At 65.0% G+C, this 17,119-nt stretch carries 17 protein-coding genes and 1 pseudogene; 9 read left to right on the forward strand and 9 right to left on the reverse strand.

Annotation, left to right across the window (positions count from 1 at the left end):
* The first annotated feature begins 70 nt into the window (after positions 1–70).
* The 3 genes and pseudogenes from rhuM (at position 71) to KU884_RS19195 (ending at position 3,782) form a co-directional block, all read left to right on the forward strand.
* Entirely contained in the window at positions 71–1,063 is a 993-nt protein-coding gene (gene rhuM / locus KU884_RS00830) for a virulence protein RhuM/Fic/DOC family protein (RefSeq protein WP_167780843.1), read from the forward strand.
* A 128-nt stretch (positions 1,064–1,191) separates the two neighbouring features.
* The gene (locus KU884_RS00835) at positions 1,192–2,289 is read left to right on the forward strand and encodes a Fic family protein (RefSeq protein WP_167780844.1); all 1,098 of its coding nucleotides are present in this window, start codon (positions 1,192–1,194) and stop codon (positions 2,287–2,289) included.
* 12 nt (positions 2,290–2,301) lie between these two features.
* Positions 2,302–3,782, forward strand: a pseudogene (locus KU884_RS19195) (N-6 DNA methylase).
* A gap of 232 nt (positions 3,783–4,014) precedes the next feature.
* Here the strand turns inward: KU884_RS19195 and KU884_RS00845 are convergent.
* Entirely contained in the window at positions 4,015–4,863 is an 849-nt protein-coding gene (locus tag KU884_RS00845; protein WP_167780845.1) for a hypothetical protein, read from the reverse strand.
* A gap of 208 nt (positions 4,864–5,071) precedes the next feature.
* Here KU884_RS00845 and KU884_RS00850 point away from each other — a divergent pair, with 208 nt between their 5' ends.
* The 3 genes from KU884_RS00850 to KU884_RS00860 all read left to right on the forward strand — a co-directional run bounded on the left by KU884_RS00850 (position 5,072) and on the right by KU884_RS00860 (position 6,444).
* On the forward strand, positions 5,072–5,509 hold the full coding sequence (locus KU884_RS00850) for a hypothetical protein (RefSeq protein ID WP_174813702.1): 438 nt from the start codon (positions 5,072–5,074) through the stop codon (positions 5,507–5,509).
* Between the two features lie 387 nt (positions 5,510–5,896).
* Positions 5,897–6,154 carry a type II toxin-antitoxin system Phd/YefM family antitoxin gene (locus KU884_RS00855; protein ID WP_167780846.1) on the forward strand — a complete coding sequence of 86 codons (258 nt, stop codon included), beginning with the start codon at positions 5,897–5,899 and terminating at the stop codon, positions 6,152–6,154.
* Entirely contained in the window at positions 6,142–6,444 is a 303-nt protein-coding gene (locus KU884_RS00860) for a type II toxin-antitoxin system RelE/ParE family toxin (protein WP_167780847.1), read from the forward strand. The genes KU884_RS00855 and KU884_RS00860 overlap by 13 nt, the downstream gene beginning before the upstream one ends.
* A 354-nt stretch (positions 6,445–6,798) precedes the next feature.
* On the opposite strand, the gene xth is transcribed toward KU884_RS00860, so the two are convergent.
* From xth to KU884_RS00895, 6 genes are all read right to left on the reverse strand, one after another.
* Positions 6,799–7,569, reverse strand: coding sequence for an exodeoxyribonuclease III (xth, locus tag KU884_RS00870; protein ID WP_167780848.1), 771 nt, complete (start codon positions 7,567–7,569; stop codon positions 6,799–6,801).
* On the reverse strand, positions 7,570–8,007 hold the full coding sequence (locus tag KU884_RS00875; protein ID WP_167780849.1) for an HIT family protein: 438 nt from the start codon (positions 8,005–8,007) through the stop codon (positions 7,570–7,572).
* A 382-nt stretch (positions 8,008–8,389) separates the two neighbouring features.
* Entirely contained in the window at positions 8,390–10,432 is a 2,043-nt protein-coding gene (gene prlC / locus KU884_RS00880) for an oligopeptidase A (protein WP_167780850.1), read from the reverse strand.
* A gap of 215 nt (positions 10,433–10,647) precedes the next feature.
* Positions 10,648–10,941 carry a type II toxin-antitoxin system RelE/ParE family toxin gene (locus tag KU884_RS00885; protein WP_167780851.1) on the reverse strand — a complete coding sequence of 98 codons (294 nt, stop codon included), beginning with the start codon at positions 10,939–10,941 and terminating at the stop codon, positions 10,648–10,650.
* Complete coding sequence (locus tag KU884_RS00890; protein ID WP_254432136.1) at positions 10,938–11,147, reverse strand: hypothetical protein; 210 nt, start codon at positions 11,145–11,147, stop codon at positions 10,938–10,940. The genes KU884_RS00885 and KU884_RS00890 overlap by 4 nt, the downstream gene beginning before the upstream one ends.
* A gap of 139 nt (positions 11,148–11,286) precedes the next feature.
* On the reverse strand, positions 11,287–11,967 hold the full coding sequence (locus tag KU884_RS00895) for a hypothetical protein (RefSeq protein ID WP_167780852.1): 681 nt from the start codon (positions 11,965–11,967) through the stop codon (positions 11,287–11,289).
* Between the two features lie 512 nt (positions 11,968–12,479).
* Between KU884_RS00895 and gorA the strand changes: the two genes are divergently transcribed.
* Together gorA and KU884_RS00905 are read left to right on the forward strand one after the other, a co-directional pair.
* Positions 12,480–13,829 (forward strand): glutathione-disulfide reductase, encoded by a 1,350-nt coding sequence (gene gorA / locus KU884_RS00900; protein WP_167780853.1) that lies wholly within the window; start codon positions 12,480–12,482, stop codon positions 13,827–13,829.
* Positions 13,830–14,096: 267 nt separating this feature from the next.
* On the forward strand, positions 14,097–14,627 hold the full coding sequence (locus KU884_RS00905) for a gamma carbonic anhydrase family protein (RefSeq protein WP_167780854.1): 531 nt from the start codon (positions 14,097–14,099) through the stop codon (positions 14,625–14,627).
* Positions 14,628–14,646: 19 nt separating this feature from the next.
* On the opposite strand, the gene KU884_RS00910 is transcribed toward KU884_RS00905, so the two are convergent.
* The gene (locus KU884_RS00910; protein WP_167780855.1) at positions 14,647–14,805 is read right to left on the reverse strand and encodes a DUF1328 domain-containing protein; all 159 of its coding nucleotides are present in this window, start codon (positions 14,803–14,805) and stop codon (positions 14,647–14,649) included.
* A gap of 139 nt (positions 14,806–14,944) precedes the next feature.
* Here KU884_RS00910 and KU884_RS00915 point away from each other — a divergent pair, with 139 nt between their 5' ends.
* Positions 14,945–15,991, forward strand: coding sequence for a succinylglutamate desuccinylase/aspartoacylase family protein (locus KU884_RS00915; RefSeq protein ID WP_167780856.1), 1,047 nt, complete (start codon positions 14,945–14,947; stop codon positions 15,989–15,991).
* Between the two features lie 42 nt (positions 15,992–16,033).
* Here KU884_RS00915 and KU884_RS00920 read toward each other — a convergent pair whose 3' ends face one another.
* Complete coding sequence (locus tag KU884_RS00920; RefSeq protein ID WP_167780857.1) at positions 16,034–17,074, reverse strand: hypothetical protein; 1,041 nt, start codon at positions 17,072–17,074, stop codon at positions 16,034–16,036.
* Between the last annotated feature and the right edge of the window lie 45 nt (positions 17,075–17,119).

A 17,119-nucleotide genomic window follows, 5' to 3' on the forward strand; every position in this document is an offset into this window, starting at 1 on the left:
GCGTATGGCGTTTCGGCCGCGAAAACCGGGATCGCTGGCGCATTGATGACAACGACAGCAAGGAGGCTGCATGAGTGAAATCGTGATTTTCGAGGATGAAGCGCATTCGGTTGAAGTACGGCTGGAAGGGGAGACGCTGTGGGCCACCCAGAAGCAGATCGCGGAGCTGTTCGGCACGACGCCGGAGAACATCTTGATGCACCTGAGGAATGTGTATCGGGATGGGGAGCTGTCAGAATCGGCAACTGCTAAGGATTTCTTAGTCGTTCGCCAGGAAGGCAAGCGTCAGGTCCGCCGGCGGCTCAAGCACTATGATTTGGATGCCGTGATTTCCGTGGGCTACCGTGTCAACTCAACCCGCGCCACCCGCTTCCGCCAGTGGGCCACCCGCGTCCTCCGCGAGCACCTGACCCAGGGCTACAGCCTCAACGAGCACCGGCTGGCGCAGCAGGGCCTCTCCGAGTTGGAACAGGCGGTGGAACTGCTCGGCCAGACGCTCACCCGGCAGGAGCTAGTATCGGACTTGGGCCAGGAGGTGGTGGGCCTGATCCTCGGCTACGCCCGCACCTGGCGCCTACTGCAGGATTATGACGAAGGCGCCCTCGGCCTGCCGCCCGGCGCCCGGCCGGCCCGGGGCGTGCTGGCGCTCGAAGAGGCGCGCCGCGCCCTGGACGCCCTGGCCGGTGAACTACGCGAGCGGGGCGAGGCCACCGATCTGTTCGCGCGGGACCGGGGCGACGGGCTGGCCTCGATTCTGGGCAACCTGGAACAGAGCATGTTCGGTGAGGCGCTGTACAGGACGCGCGAGGAGCGCGCCGCCCACCTGCTGTACTTCGTCATCAAGAATCACCCCTTCTCCGACGGCAACAAGCGCTCCGGGGCCTTTCTCTTCCTGCTCTACCTGCGCCAGGAAGGCATGCGCCTGACCCTGAACGAACAAGGCCTGACTGCCCTGACGCTGCTCATCGCCGAGAGCGACCCCAAGGCCAAGGACCTGATGGTGCGGCTGGTGATGAACCTGATCGCCGAAGACGGCGGCGACAACCCAGCGCCCACGGAGTGAGCGCCGAGGTTCCGGGCGGGTGAGGATGTCGTGTTCAGGTTGGCGGGGATTTGAGAAGATTGCGGTAAATCTTCTCAAAAACCGCAAATTTTGAGAGCGTCACTAAGAGTGGGCTTCAGGAGACAGCGATGGTGCTGGACATCCAGGATCACTTTCCCCCAAGGGGCGCATTGGAGAGCGCTGCAGTGCTGCGTGCGCTGGTGGCGGCCCATCGCAGTCTGGCCGAGCTCAAAGGGGTGGCAAAGACCATCCCGAATGAAGGCTTGTTGGTTTCTACCCTGTCTCTGCAGGAAGCGCAGAGCAGTTCCGAAGTCGAGAACATCATCACCACTCAGGATGCCCTCTATCGCTACCAGCTCCAGCCGGAATCCGTGGACCCGGCCAGCAAGGAAGTCGCCCGCTATGCGGACGGCCTGCAGGTCGGATTCCGCGCGGTGCGGGAGACAGAATTGCTCACGCTGAACACCATTCTCCAGGTACAGGCCGTGCTGGAGGGCAACGATGCGGGGTTTCGCAGGACGCCGGGCACGGTCCTGAGAAACGAGTTGACGGGGGAAGTCGTTTATCGGCCGCCTTCACCGGAACGGGTGCCCGAGTTGATGGCGGAGTTGGAGCGCTATCTTCATGCGGAGGGTCCGGAAGACCCACTGGTGCGCATGGCGGTTGCCCACCACCAGTTCGAAACGATTCACCCGTTCTACGATGGCAATGGGCGTACGGGGCGGATTATCAACATTCTGTTTCTCGTCCGCGAGGGGCTGCTGGATTCGCCCATCCTCTACCTGAGCCGTTACATCAGTCAGACCAAGCCCGCCTACTACGATGAGCTGCAGAGGGTTCGGGACACCGGCGACTGGGAGAGCTGGCTGCTGTACCTGCTGCGTGGTGTGGAGGTGACGGCGCGGCACACCACCACGCTGGTGCAGGCCATTGGCCAGCTCCTGCAGCAGCACAAACACTTCATACGGGCGCGCTACAAGTTCTACAGTCAGGACCTGATCAACAACATCTTCCGCCACCCCTATACCAAGGTCGCCTTTGTGGAGAAGGACCTGGCCGTCTCCAGAGCGACGGCAACACGTTATCTGGACGAACTGGCCAAGGGCGGCATTCTCGAAAAGCATCGGCTCGGGCGGGAGAACTACTACATCAACCTGGAGCTTGTGCGCCTGCTATTCGATTTGCCGCCGATGGATATGCAGCAGTCCGGGCAACCAAACCGATAAGGACCGCACGCCATGAATGCCGAAAACCTCGTCAATAAGGTCTGGAACTTCTGCCACATGCTCCGCGACGACGGTGTGAGCTACGGCGATTACCTGGAACAGCTCACATACCTGATCTTTCTCAAGATGGCGGACGAATACAGCCGTCCGCCGTGGAACCGGGACGCCGGCATCCCCGAGCAGTACAACTGGCAGAGCCTCAAGGCGCGCAAAGGTGCGGAGCTGGAAGGCCATTACATCGAGCTGCTGCGCGAGCTGGGTCAGGAAAAGGGCATGCTGGGCCAGATCTTCACCAAGGCGCAGAACAAGATTCAGGACCCGGCCAAGCTGGCGCGGCTGATCGAGATGATCGACGCCGAGACCTGGGTGATGCTGGATGCCGAGGTCAAGGGCGACCTGTACGAAGGCCTGCTGGAGCGCAACGCGCAGGACACCAAGTCCGGCGCCGGCCAGTATTTCACCCCGCGCCCGCTGATCCGTGCCATGGTCGAGTGCGTGCAGCCGCAGCCGGGCAAAACCATCTGCGATCCGTCCTGCGGTACCGGCGGCTTCTTTCTGGCGGCTTATGACTACATCAAGGAACACCATCTGTCGGAGATGACCACCGAGCAGAAGCAGGCGCTCAAGCACGAGACCTTCTACGGTAACGAGATCGTCCCCAGCGCCCGCCGCATGTGCCTGATGAACCTCTTCCTGCACAATATCGGCGACATTGGCGACGAGCCCACCATCTCGCCCACCGACGCGCTACTGGCGGAGCAGCCGAAGCGGCACGACTACGTGCTGGCCAATCCCCCTTCGGCAAGAAGAGCACGCTCACCATCACCAATGAGGCCGGGGAACAGGAGCGCGAGGAGTTCGAGTACAACCGCCAGGACTTCTGGGCCACCACGTCGAACAAGCAGCTCAACTTCGTCCAGCACATCAGGACCCTGCTCAAGGAAAACGGTCAGGCCGCCGTGGTGGTGCCGGATAACGTGCTGTTCGAGGGCGGCGCGGGCGAGACGGTGCGCCGCAAGCTCATGGAAACCACCGAGCTGCACACCATCCTGCGCCTGCCCACGGGCATCTTCTACGCCCATGGCGTCAAGGCTAACGTGTTGTTCTTTGATGGCCGCCCGGGCCGCGCCGACCCCTGGACGGACGCCGTGTGGTTCTACGACTACCGCACCAACATCCACCACACCCTGAAGAAGAAGCCGCTGCGCGACCAGGACCTCCGCGAGTTCATCGAGTGCTACAAGCCGGGCGACCGCCGGAATCGCCAGGAAACCTGGAGCGAGGACAACCCCGAGGGCCGCTGGCGCTGCTACAGCCGCGAGGAGATCTTCAAGCGCGACAAGACCAGCCTGGATATATTCTGGCTACGCGACGACTCCCTGGGCGATCTGGACAACCTGCCCGACCCGGACGATATCGCGGAAGACATCATCGAGAACCTGGAGTCCGGTCTGGAGAGCTTCAGGAGCGTGTTGTCGGAATTGCGGTCCTGAACCCGACTCCGTCGCGTCTCGAGCCGTTGTGCCCCAGGGGCATGAAGCCGTCGCGTCCGGTAAGCGACAGATCATCATGACACCAAGGAACATGCCGGTTGCGGAGTCGCACGAGCCGTAGGGTGGACCTTCAGGTCCACCGTCACAGGCCCCACGGACGGCGGCATTTCAGGGGAAGTGTGGATGGTGGACCTGAAGGTCCACCCTACGGGTACGGCTACGGTCGGCGGGGTTACTCCAAGGGGCCGAGCCGCTCGCCGTGGGTCAGCCCCCGGAATAGCTGATAGGTCGTGCGTATAGCGGTGCCGTCCACGTTCGGTGCGCCCCGGCCGGCCAGCACGTCTCCCCTGTTGACCGTGCGCAGCTCGAACGACAGCCGGGTCCTGTCCGTGGCGTTCGGTACCGACGCATGCAGGTGAACGCCGGAGAAGCACAGCAGGTCGCCGGGCTCGATGCTCACGGGCATCGCGTCCTCCCAGCCCGGCGGGTCGGTGGCCAGTGGCAGCAGCGGGTAGTCGGTGTCCGGCCCGTCCGCTTTCAGGCGGCGCAGTAGCTCGCGGAAATCCCAGCCCTCGCTGTTGTTCGGCACGGGGCGTTCGAAATACGTGGGGAAGAAGGCGATGGTTCGTTCCGGCGTGGTTGGCCACACCGGGGCCCACCAGTTGGTCTGTGCCATGATGTTCGACCCCCAGGTATCCCTGTGCACGCCCAGCGGGCTGATCCGGCGGGCCCCGCTGCGGCTGGAGGCGCTCTGGACACGGAGTTCCAGTCCGTCGCCGAAGGTGTCGTCGATGCCCACGCCGACGTCCTGTAGCGCGGTGCGCAGCAGCGCGGTCACCGTGTCATCGGCCGCGACTGCATCCCGCAGCGCCTGGGCCGCGGCGTTGAGCGCCGCTTCCGGCAGGCGTTCGTGAACGGATTCCGGGTCGGCGCCAAGATGTTGCCGGCAGATCGCCCGCAGCCCATCCACCAGATACGTCACGGCCGCAAAGCCCCGGAAGACGATCAGGTCGCCCTGGTAGACGCGCTGGTTGCGGGCCTCCTCCGGGAGCGGACTGGAGGTGAGCAGGAATGACGCCATGATGTACCCTCGGCGTGCTCAAGCGATTTGGGCTCTACTATGCCGCCTCCGGCCAAACACCGGTGTCGCTGAACCGTCGCCGGATTGTCACTGGGATTCTTTGCGGGCGGTGCCGCCGGAGCTATCGTCGTCTGATCCGTCGAACGTCAGGGTTGCACGGCCCGGGCTGGGCTATAGTTGTTGGCGTACGTCTGAAAGGAGTCGACCCATGCCACCCTGGATGCTTGCCCCCTGGCTGTTTCCACTTTGGGCCGCGGGCGCGCTGCGCGCGCCTCTGAGTGGGGACGTCACTCAGGACATTTCGCCCTTCACGAATCTATTCTCGCCGCAGGTGGCACTGAACTTCGCCGGTGATCCGCGGATCGAGCGGGACGTGGTGTCGGAGGTGGCCAGCTATGGCCGGCAGCTCGGCGTGCTGACCGAGGCGTTGCTCGCCGTGGCGGGGGACAGCGACGACCCGGCCGTGCGGCGGCTCCGAGCGATGCAGGCGGACGTGGAGGCCGTCAAGGCGCGTCACGCAAGCGACCCGCGTGCCGCTGCCGAGCAGGCCATGGCGCGGCTGCGGCGCGAGGACCCGGCGGCGTTCGCGGTTCTGCTGGAACGCCTGTCCGCCGAGGATCCGGATGAACCCCCGGTTTCGCCTTGATTCTTGAACGTCTCGGCAGGGCGGATCTGAAGGTTCGCCCTACAGGTCCGCACTTGTATCGACGCACTGTGGGAGCGACGTCAGTCGCGATCGCCGACCCCTGTCGCCGAGGAGCTGGGGCGGCAGAGGACGCCTCGTATGCGAGGACTTCCCATGACGTGCCGTCAATGATCCGGAGCGCGCTCATATTACCTGCACGCTCGTCCAGGCCTGAGGAATGGAGCCGTCAACATCACTGCGACAAGCGCTGAGAAGTCCCGCCCTCGCGGGTGGCCTGTTCTTCGCGTTGCTCTCGATAGGCTACCCGTGCGCTCTGCGTTAGCTGCGATTCCCTCCCTCGAGAAGGTATACTATAGTGTCACTATTGATCTGATTCAGGGTGAGCCCATGAAAGTTGAGCTTGTTACGAACCTTAAGCGCCGAGCCACCAAGATTCTGGCCGATCTGCACGCGTCAAAGGAGCCGGTACTGATCACGGAACATGGCCAGCCATCCGCCTATCTTGTTGATGTGCAGGATTACGAGTTCATGCAGCGTCGCCTTGAGCTGCTTGAGGGGCTCTCACGGGGAGAGCGTGCAGCACTTGAGGGAAGAACGTGCAGCCAGAGTGAGGCCAGGGAGAAAATGAGTAAATGGCTGAGGTAATCTGGACTGAGACCGCCCTTCAAGAGTTGGAAGCAATCGCCGAGTACATCGCTCTGGATAATTCTGCCGCAGCAAGTCATCTTGTCCAGGAAGTGTTCGACAAGACCGAGCGCCTGGAAGATTTTCCCCAGTCCGGAAGAATTCCCCCAGAGCTGCCTGACTCGGTCTACAGGGAGGTAGTGATTCCGCCGTGCCGCATTTTTTATCGTGAGGATGAAAAGCGGGTTCTTGTCCTCTACGTCATGCGAGAAGAGCGGCAGCTTCGCGTGTACATGCTTGGTAGCAGCTAACCAGGCGCGTCACACGGATGCCTCTGACTCCGGTGCGCTTCGCCGACCCCGACCGCAACGCCTGTCGGGGTCGGTGACCATGACGGTCGGATAGCATACCTAAGGTTCCCGGGAGGCGGCGCTGTCGCTGCTGATGTCGTCGGGCATGCTCCGTTCAAACTGGTTGAAATAGGCCAGCGCGAAGACCAGGGGGGCGGTGTAGTCGATGGCATATTCGTTGGTGGAGTAGGATTCCAGCTCGTCCAGATACGCCTTTGCCGGCGGGACGTCGCCGTGTGGAGTCCGGTAATGGACAGGGAGGGGTGCGGTCGCGAGTAGAAAGCCGTTCAGGTGCGGCCCGCATCCGCGATAGCGTTACGCGGTGACGAACTCCGCCACCACCGGAGCGTGGTCGGAAGGCCGTTCCCAGCGCCGCGGTTCCACGTCCACCCGGCTTGCGGTGCACTGCGCGGCCAGGGCAGGGCTGGCGAGCACGAGGTCGATGCGCAGGCCGCGGTTACGCTTGAAGTTGTTCATGCGGTAGTCCCACCAGGAGAACACCTGCTCGTCCTGGGGAAAGCGGCGGAAGGTGTCTTCCAGGCCCAGGTCGGTGAGTGCTCTCAGTGCGGCGTGCTCCGGCTCGCTGAACAGGATCTTGCCGCGCCACTCCTCCGGGTCGTGCACGTCGGCGTCGGCGGGGGCGATGTTGAAATCGCCCACCACGGCGAGGCGCGGGTGGCGCGCCATTTCGTCGGCGATCCAGTCCCGCAGCCGCGCCAGCCAGTCCAGCTTGTAGGCGTACTTCTCGCTGCCGACTTCGGAGCCGTTGGGCACATACAGGTTGATGAAGCGCAGGTCGCCGATGGTGCCCGCCATGACGCGGCGCTGGGGGTCGTCCACGCCGGGGATGTCGGTGACGGTCTCGCTGATGGGCTGTTTCGCCAGCACGGCGACGCCGTTATAGGTCTTCTGACCGGCGTGGACCGCCTCGTAGCCGGCCTCGCTCAGGGCCGCGGCCGGGAAGTTGTCGTCGGTGAGTTTGGTTTCCTGCAGGCCCACCACGTCCGGCTGTTCCGTCTCCAGCCAGTGGAGCACGTGGGGCAGGCGCACCTTCAGGGAGTTGACGTTCCAGGAGGCCAGTTTCATTCAGGCCTCCCAGCCCAGCTTGGCGCGGATCTCCGCGGCCACGGCCTTGAGTTCCTCGGGGTCCGCCTGGTCCTTGCCGTGGCTGCGGCGATCCTGCCCTTCCCAGCGGGGGATGATGTGCTGGTGGTAGTGGAACACGGTCTGGCCGGCGGCCTCGCCGTTGAACTGGGTCAGGGCGATGCCGTGGGGCTGGATGGCGGCCTGGATGGCGCCGGCGACTTCCTGGACGCTGGCAATGAAAGTCTGCAGCAGGTCGGTGGGCATTTCCAGCAGGTTCGGGTAGTGGGCCTTGGGGATAACCAGGGTGTGGCCGCGTGAGGACGGAAAGGCGTCCATGAAGGCGAAAACGTGGTCGGTCTGGCCGACGATGGCGGCGGGGATTTCCCCGGAAACGATCTTGCAGAAGATGCAGTTCGGGTCGGTGGGGTACTCGGCCATTGCTTGACCTCCTTTCCTCGTCTGTTTGTCTGTAGGAATCCGAGCCTCTCAGGGTGCCCGGTTTCGGGGCGCGCGGAGCGGGTGATCCGATCACGGACACGCCGTGAATACATCCATGTAGGCTCGACTGCGGCCGTCCTGGCCGCAGACGGTCCGTGATCGGATCACCCGCTCCGCGCTATGTGCCAAATTCAGGGCGTAGGGTGCATCTTGATGCACCTTCCCGCGTTGAGCCAGCCGGCAGCGGGCATCATCGGGGGCCGTCACGGTGCATCAAGATGCGCCCTACGTGTGCCCGATTGCCCGGGCGGGTTACGGTGGATTTAAACATCCACCCTACGGGCCCCGTTGCCGGACGTAGGGTGGACCTTCAGGTCCACCGTCAGGCCGCCAGTCCACTGTGCCGAAGCAGCGCGTCCACATTCGGCTCGCGGCCGCGGAATGCCTTGTAGAGGTCCATCAGGTCCTCTGAGCCGCCCTTCTCCAGAATATGCACCAGGAAGTCGCGCCCGGCATTCTGGCTGAACACGCCCTCTTCCTCGAAGCGCGAGTAGGCGTCGGCGGAGAGGACTTCCGCCCACTTGTAGCTGTAGTAGCCCGCCGCGTAGCCCCCGGCGAAGATGTGCATGAAGCCGTGCGGGAAGCGGTGCCATTCCGGCGGGCGGACCACGGCGGTCATGTCCCGGGCCTCTTCCAGGGTTTCCAGCACGCGGGCGCCGCGGGACGGATCGTGTTCCAGATGCAGCTTGAAGTCGAACAGGGAGAATTCCAGCTGGCGCATCATCGCCATGGCGGACTGGAAGTTCTTCGCCGCCTGCATGCGCTGGAACAGATCCTCGGGGATGGGCTCGCCGGTATCCACGTGGGCGGCGAACAGGTCCAGGGCCTCACGCTCCCAGCACCAGTTCTCCATGAACTGGCTGGGCAGTTCCACCGCATCCCAGGGCACGCCGTGGATGCCGGCCACGGAGGCGGCGCCCACCCGGGTGAGCATGTGGTGCAGGCCGTGGCCGAATTCGTGGAACAGGGTCTCCACCTCGGTGTGGGTCAGCAGCGCCGGCCGGTCGCCCACCGGTGGCGCGAAGTTGCAGGTGAGAAAGGCCACCGGCGTCTGCACGCCGTCACCGGTATCGCGGCGCACCTTGCACTCGGCCATCCAGGCGCCGCTGCGCTTGTCGCTGCGGGCGTAGAGATCGGTGAAGAAACGCCCGCGCAGGGTGCCGTCCGGGTCGCGGATCTCGAAGAACTGCACGTCCCGGTGCCAGGTTTCCACGGCCTTGGTGTTCTCGCGTATTTCCACGCCGTAGAGGCGCTCCACCACCTGGAACAGGCCGTCGATCACCCGCTGCGCCGGGAAGTAGGGGCGCAGATCTTCCTGGGAGATGGCGTAGCGGCTCTGGCGCAGCTGTTCGGACGCGAAGGTCACGTCCCAGGGCTGAAGGTCATCCAGACCCAGCTCGTCCCGGGCGAAGGCCCGGAGTTCCTCGAATTCGCGCTCCGCCACCGGTTTGGCGCGCCGGGCGAGATCGGTGAGGAAGTCCATGACCGCCTGGGGGCTGTCGGCCATCTTGGTGGCCAGGGACAGCTCGGCGTAGTTGTCGTAGCCGAGCAGTCGCGCCTTTTCGTGGCGCAGGGCGAGGATTTCGTCCATGAGCGCCGTGTTGTCCCACTGGCCGGCATGCGGCCCCTGGTCGGAGGCGCGGGTGCCGAAGGCCTCATAGACCTCCCGGCGCAGGTCCCGGTCGCGGCAATGGGTGAGAACGGCGAACACGCTGGGGAAGTCCAGCCCGATCCGGTAACCGCTCTCGCCCGCCTGTTCCGCGGCCTGGCGGAGCATGGCCAGGTTGGACTCGGGCAGCCCGTCGAGCCGCGTGGCGTCGTCCAGTTGCTTATGCCAGGCGTTGGTGGCGTCGAGCAGGTTCTCCTGGAATTTCGAGCCCAGTTCCGAGAGCCGATTGGCGATCTCCCGGTAGCGGGCCTTCTTCTCCTCGGGGAGATCCACCCCCGCCAGGCGGAAGTCGCGCAGGGCATGTTCCACGGCGCGGCGACGGTCGGCGGGGAGCGCCGCGAAGTCGTCCCGATCGGCCACGGCCTGGAACGCCCGGAACAGGGCCTCGTTCTGCCCCATCTCGGTGGTGTATTCGGTGAGCTTGGGCAGGCACGCGTTGTACGCGGCCCGCAGTTCATCGGAGTTGGCCACGGCGTTCAGGTGGCTCACCGGTGACCACGCCTGGCTGAGCCGGTCGTCCATCGCCTCCAGCGGGCGCACCAGAGTGTCCCAGGTGAAAGGGTCGTCCTGTGCCAGCAGCGCGTCCAGGCGCGCCCGGTTGTCCGCCAGGAGGGTGTCGATGGCGGGCTCCACGTGCTCGGGCCGGATGGCGGAGAAGCGGGGCAGGTCGGTGGCTTCCAGCAGGGGGTTGGTCATTGCGTTCCTCTTGATCCACGGTGGCGTCATCACGGCGCCTCATTATGGACCGGGAAAGCGTTTGGGTGTGAGAGGGTCAGTTCCTGACAGACCATGCGGCGGGGGAGCTGGACGATCTCCGCCATGAGTTCGATGGCGCGACTGGTGAACTGGCCGATGCGCCGGGCGGCGCGGGCGGGACTCTGAATGCCGCGTCAAAGACGGTTCAGAGTCGTTTACTTGTGCGGAACATTGCGCAGCAGTCGAGCGCTGTGCATGACGCTGATCACGTCGATGCGATCCGGCAAGCTGCGGTAGATGATCCAGTACGGCGGCTCGATTACCTCGCGCACGTCCGGGAGTCTGAACTCGGGAACCATCCGCCCGGCCAAGGGGAAATCCGGGATTTGCTCAGCGCGTTTCAGGATCCTGTCGAGCAGCGCTACGGCGTTCTCCGGCGAGTCTTCGGCCACGTATTCACCGATCGCGCGCAGATCCGCCCGCGCGTGCGGGAGCCAGCGCAGCTTCATTCGCCGGGTAGATCCAGCTCGGCACGCACCGTGGCGGTATCAACCCCTTCGTTCGCGTCGCTCTCCGTCAGCCCGATCTCGATGGCACGGCGCACGGCCATGCGGTAGACCACATCGTCCCAGCTGGCGTTATCCGGCAACTGGTCGATCAGCTCGTGGGCGGCCTGTTTGACGTCCTGGGCATTCGCATTCATGGCTTTCAGCATAGCAATGATCTCGTCATGAGAGTGAGCCCTCGATCAGCGCCACGGAGCGTATGACCTCCATGAACGCGGGGCGATGTGCGGAAAGCACGCGCCTCTCCCGCGCGTTGGCCCAATAAAGGTGACTGTTGGCGCACTCGGGTCAGGCGGCGTCCAGGGCGCGCTCCACGGCCGCCACTTCCCGCTCGGCATCCTCCGGGGTCAGCCAGGTGTCGGGGCGGATGCCGTTGAAGTAGGCGTTGGCGACTACCTTGATGAGCCAGAAACCGTTGGGAAGATCATCGATAGAACTGCCGTAGGGTTTGTAGACACGTCTGACGCCGGGAAACTCTGGAAAGTAGTGCAAGATTGGAGGCTCACTTCCGCCACGCTCAAGCCGCTCTCGCAGTGTTTGCACCTCACTGATCGCCGCCTGTTCATTCTGGTCGAGAGGTCTTGGAGCGTCGTTCAACAGCCGGGTGAGCGCATCCGCGCACCGGATAGCGTAGGGGTGGTATGCGGGCTTAAGTAGTAGTCGGCCCTCTCGGGTGAGATAGACCAGTCGAACCATGGGCACGTCGACCTCCTCGTGCACCCGATCCCGGGAGCTGGCCGTCCAGTTGATCCAGCCTTCCACGCGGACGTTAAGCAGTGTCCCAAGCCAGCCTTTCTCAACCGGCAGCGCCAGGTCATGGTTCTCAGCACGCTCCTTGAGCCAATGCAGCTGCGCCACCATCCGTCCTTCCGGGGTGCTGTCCACCTTCTCGAACGGCTTGAGCACCGTATCCAGCAGAATGTCGCAGTTCTCGATGATGTCCAGGCGTTGTTCTTCGGTGTTAGGCATGGTGACTTCCGTCAGGGTTTGAGTACCTTAAGCGTACTTTGGTCGATGGTGACCTGCGTGCCACCGCCGGGCATGGTCTTGCGCATGAGGTCCGTCGCATAGCTGCTGTCGGGGTCGTGGTACTGGAGCAGTTCGGTGGCCGGGCCGATGTCCGCCTTGACCGCATCCGTGGGCTGGGTGACCTCCAGGATGTCGATCTGATCGGCGCGGTTGAAGCATGGGAGCGCCAGGTGGTTCTTGACTCCCTCCCTATCCCAGTGCCCATCGCGGTGGAAACGCTCCTGGACGTCCCGGAAACCCGCCTCGTCGAGCAGGTAGGCGGAGTTGCCCAGGTCCCGATCCCGGCCGTCTCACTCGACCCCGGGCCCGCGAATGGTTGCTGGTGCTCGAGGATGACGGTTCGATCCACCAACACCGCGCCTTGCCCGGGGTCGGGGTTGTACGTAGCCCTTACCCTTGTGGCGGCATGCTATCGTTGCAGCGTTTCGGCACACGGCTGAGGACGTTAACGTATGAGTACGCATTTCGATTGCATCGCCATCGGCGGTGGCAGCGGCGGCCTTGCGGCGGCACGCCGCGCCGCATCCCATGGGGCCAGCGCGGCGGTGGTGGAGAAGTCGTTGCTGGGCGGCACCTGCGTGAATGTGGGCTGCGTACCCAAGAAGGTGATGTGGAACGCCGCCCACACCCTGGAGGCGGTGCACCGGGCTCAGGATTTTGGCCTGGACGTTGCCTATCGCGGTCTTGACTGGGGCGCTCTGGTCGGTCGTCGTGCCGCCTACATCGAACGCCTCAACGGCATCTACGCCCGCAACCTGGACAAGGACGGCGTCACCCACATCCAGGGGCATGCCAGGTTCTTGGATGCGAACACCATCGAGGTGGACGGCGAGCGTTACACAGCCGACCACTTCATCATCGCCACCGGTGGCCAGCCGGTGGTTCCCGATGTCCCCGGCGCGGAACTGGGCATCGACTCCGACGGCTTCTTCGCGCTGCGCGAGCAGCCGCGTCGAGCCGCCGTGGTGGGCGCCGGTTACATCGCGGTGGAACTGGCCGGGGTGCTGGCCGGCCTGGGCACGGAGACCAGCCTGCTGGTACGTCGTCACGGGCCCCTGCGGGATTTCGACCAACTTATCCAGGAGGGGCTGCAGGAAGCGCTGCCCCAGCACGGTGTCGACCTGATGACCCACTGCACGCCCTCCAGGGTCGAGCGGGCGCCGGACGGCACGCTGACCCTGACCGCGGAAGATGGCCGCACCATCGAGGGTCTGGAGACGGTGATCTGGGCCGTGGGGCGCCGTGCGAACATTGACGGCCTGGGCCTGGACGCGGCGGGTGTTGCAACGGACCAGGCCGGCCAGGTGCCGGTGAACGAGTGGCAGGAGACCAACGTTCCCGGCATCTATTCCCTGGGCGATGTCACCGGCCGCATCCCGCTCACCCCGGTGGCCATCGCCACCGGCCGTCGTCTGGGTGACCGGCTTTTCGGTGGTCAGAAGGACCGCCGCATGGATTTCGAGAACGTGCCCACTGTGGTGTTCAGCCATCCTCCCATCGGCACCGTCGGCCTCACCGAGGCCGAGGCGCGGGAGCAGTACGGCGATGCCGTGACTTGCTTCAGCACGACCTTCGTGGCCATGGACTACGCCCTGTCGGACCACAAGCCCCGCACCCGCATGAAGTTAGTCACCGTCGGCGAGAAGCAGCGTGTCGTCGGCTGTCATATTCTTGGGACAGGGGCGGACGAAATGCTCCAGGGCTTCGCGGTGGCGGTGAAAATGGGTGCGGCTAAACGCGATTTCGACGAAACCGTCGCCATCCATCCGACCAGTGCGGAAGAGATGGTAACGATGACCTGACAATGCGATCCGATTTTGCCCGGGCCGAGGCGGTTCTGACTGCGGCGACTAGCGCAGCCCCGGAACGCAGGCTGCCCGGCCCCGAAGGGGTGGCCGCATGGATGCGGCCACCGGCGCTCAGCGCATGGATGCGCTGTAAGCCGGCCAGGCCGGAGTGGAGGGAGCTTTTCTTCGGCAGAAGAAAAGTTAGGCGGAGCTCCGGAGCCGCAGTCAGAACCGCCTCGGCCCGGGCAAAATCGGGACACCTATAGCAAGGAGACCGCACGCATGATCCGCACCTTCGAAACCTATCGCCCGAAGGTTGCCGACAGCGCCTGGGTGGATGCCACGGCCCTGGTGATCGGTGAAGTCGAACTGGGCGAAGATGCCTCCGTCTGGCCCATGACCGTGGTTCGCGGTGACGTGAACTGGATCCGCGTTGGCCCCCGCACCAACATCCAGGACGGCTCCGTGGTGCACGTGGCCCATGCCGGCGGCATGAACCCCACCGGGTATCCCACCGTCATCGGCGCCGACGTCACCGTCGGCCACAAGGCCATCGTCCACGCCTGCACCATCGAGGATGCCTGCCTCATCGGCATGGGCGCGACCATCATGGATGGTGCCGTGCTGGGTGCCGAGAGCATGCTGGGCGCGGGCGCCCTGGTGCCACCCGGCAAGGAGCTGCCCGGGGGGTATCTGTACGTGGGCAGCCCCGCCAAGGCCGTGCGAGAACTCACCGAAGACGAGCGGGACTTCCTGCGGTACTCCGCCGCGCATTACGTCAAGGTGAAGGATCGGCATCGCGGCGCCGTCTGAGGGCGCGTTCGGCGCCGCGTCAACGTTTGCTGCCGAAGATCAGACTCGCCAGGAACAGAATGATGAACAGAACGAAAAGGACCTGAGCGATCCAGGCGGCCGTTCCGGCGATGCCCGAGAAGCCAAGGGCCGCGGCCACGATGGCGACCACGAGAAACAGCAGGGTCCAGGACAGCATGGGTGTCTCCCTGACATTGGCCGACTGCCAGCCCCGGGGCAGTCGGTGGCTTGGTTGCTGATACCATAAACCCGCTTGCGCCGGGGTGAAAGCGGGACGCACCAGGCGGTGGCGTCCGCAACGAGCAGAAGGGGGAGCTTTGGCACGAGCGGCACTGGAGATCGCGGGCAACACCGTTGCGCCGGGAGCACGCGACACCGTGGAGCTGCCCGCGGGCCAGCTCTACACCCATACCCCCGTCAACATTCCCGTGCAGGTCATTCACGGGCGCCGGTCAGGGCCCTGCCTGGTGGTGACGGCGGGGGTCCACGGCGACGAGATCAACGGCGCCGAAATCATCCGGCGCCTGCTCCGTCAGCAGATGCTCAACCGCCTCGCCGGGACCCTGATCGCCGTGCCGGTGGTGAACGTGCTCGGGTTTATCGGTCGTTCGCGCTACCTGCCGGATCGGCGGGATCTGAATCGGAGTTTTCCCGGCAGCGAATCGGGGTCCATGGCCTCGCGGCTGGCCTATCTGGTGCGCACCGAGGTGATCGCACGGGCAACCCATGCCATCGATCTGCACACTGCGGCCATTCACCGGGACAATCTGCCGCAGATCCGGGCGGACCTGAGCGATGCCGGGGATGACGCCCTGGCGCGGGCGTTCGGTTTGCCGGTGGTGCTGGATTCCCCGCTGATCGAGGGCAGCCTGCGCAGCGCCGCACGCGAGGAAGGGGTGCCGGTCATCACCTACGAGGGCGGCGAGGCGCTGCGCTTCAATGAGCAGGCGATCCGCGCGGGGGTCAAGGGTGTGATCCGGGTGATGCGCCATCTCGGTATGCTGGCGCCGACGCGGCGTGGCCGCCCGACGCCGGAGCCGCACTATATTGCCAACTCCAGCAGCTGGATGCGGGCGGGCCAGGACGGACTGTTCCGCGCGGCCGTCGCGCTGGGGGACCGCGTGCGCGCGGGCCAGCCGCTGGGCTGGATTTCGGATCCCTTCGGTGGTGCGGAGATCGCGGTGGAGGCGGCCTTCTCCGGTCTGGTGATCGGGCGGGCGAACATGCCGCTGGTCCACGAGGGCGAAGCGCTGTTCCACGTGGCCCGGTTCGATCAGGTGGGTCGGGTGCACCGGGAGATGGAGCGGTTCAGCGAGTCGCTGGAGAGCGGCGAGGAGTGGGAGGAGGAGCCGCCGATCGTCTAGTGGTGAACTCCGAACGCCACCCCGCCTTGATGCACGCGAAGCTTATCGCCGGTACATCCATAATCCCCCGCCGGCGATGAGCATCAGCGGTCCGCCGATGACCAGCAGGTACCACTCCAGGGGCTGACCGGTACGCAGGCGGTAGGCGCTCCCGGCGGCGATCCACGGCTGCTCGCCATGGGTGAGGATCCATCCCACGGGAGCATCCAGTGACTCCTCCACGGCCAGAACCGGCAGCCAGTCGGCGTCGTGCTCGATGTCCCCGCGGTTGTTCAGCGGCGCATGCCAGACACCGTCGTCACTGCCGGTGTAGAGCGTATCCGCGGTAATGGCCATGCTGAGGATGCGGCGGTCGCCGATGAGGCCGCTGACGTGTTGCCAGTCGTCGTCGGGGGTGGTCTGGCGGTAGAGCCCCTGGTCCGTACCGGCGAGCACGGTACCGTTGCGCAGCTGCTGGAAGCTCAGCACCTTCACTGCCTCCGGCAGTCCCGCGTTGTCCGCCGTCCAGGCCTCCTCCTCGCGGTCGTAGCGATGAACGCCGGCCTCGATGCTGCCGCTGCGCAGCAGGGTCTCGCCCTCGTGGCTGCTGCTGAGTACCCGGTAGACGATGGCGTCCTCGTCCGGGTGGCCCAGGAACTCCCAGCTGTCGGCCGTGTCCCGTGCCCGTTGCCAGACGCCGCCGTCACCGGCGGCGTAAAGGGTGTCGTCGTCCAGTGTGAGGTGGGCGATACGGCCCGAAGGGGCCTCGTCGCCTTCGGCTCCGGTCCAGGTGTCATCCTCCAGGCGCAGGACGCCGTCGGTGGTGCCGGCGTGTAGCTGGCCGTCGACACTCAGTAGCACAGTGCTGCGGGCATCCCCGGGGAGGTCAGGGTGGGGTTCCCAGCCATCGCCGGTGTGTCCCTGCACGTTGCCGTCCTGGGTCGCGAGTACCGGGCCATCCCGCCACCAGTTCATGGCGGTGACGTGCTGGCCGCGGGCCGGGTCGTCGGCTTGCCAGCGTGGCTCCATCGGATAGCGGGCAACGGCCAGAAGGGCCAGGGCGCCAGCGGCGATCATGATGGCTGCAAGGGGCTTGCGGTGCATGGGAATCCCGTCCTCGTCTCGTGTGGTTCCCAGTATGCCACCCCT

The sequence above is a fragment of the Aquisalimonas sp. 2447 genome (assembly GCF_012044895.1).
Lineage (GTDB): Bacteria > Pseudomonadota > Gammaproteobacteria > Nitrococcales > Aquisalimonadaceae > Aquisalimonas.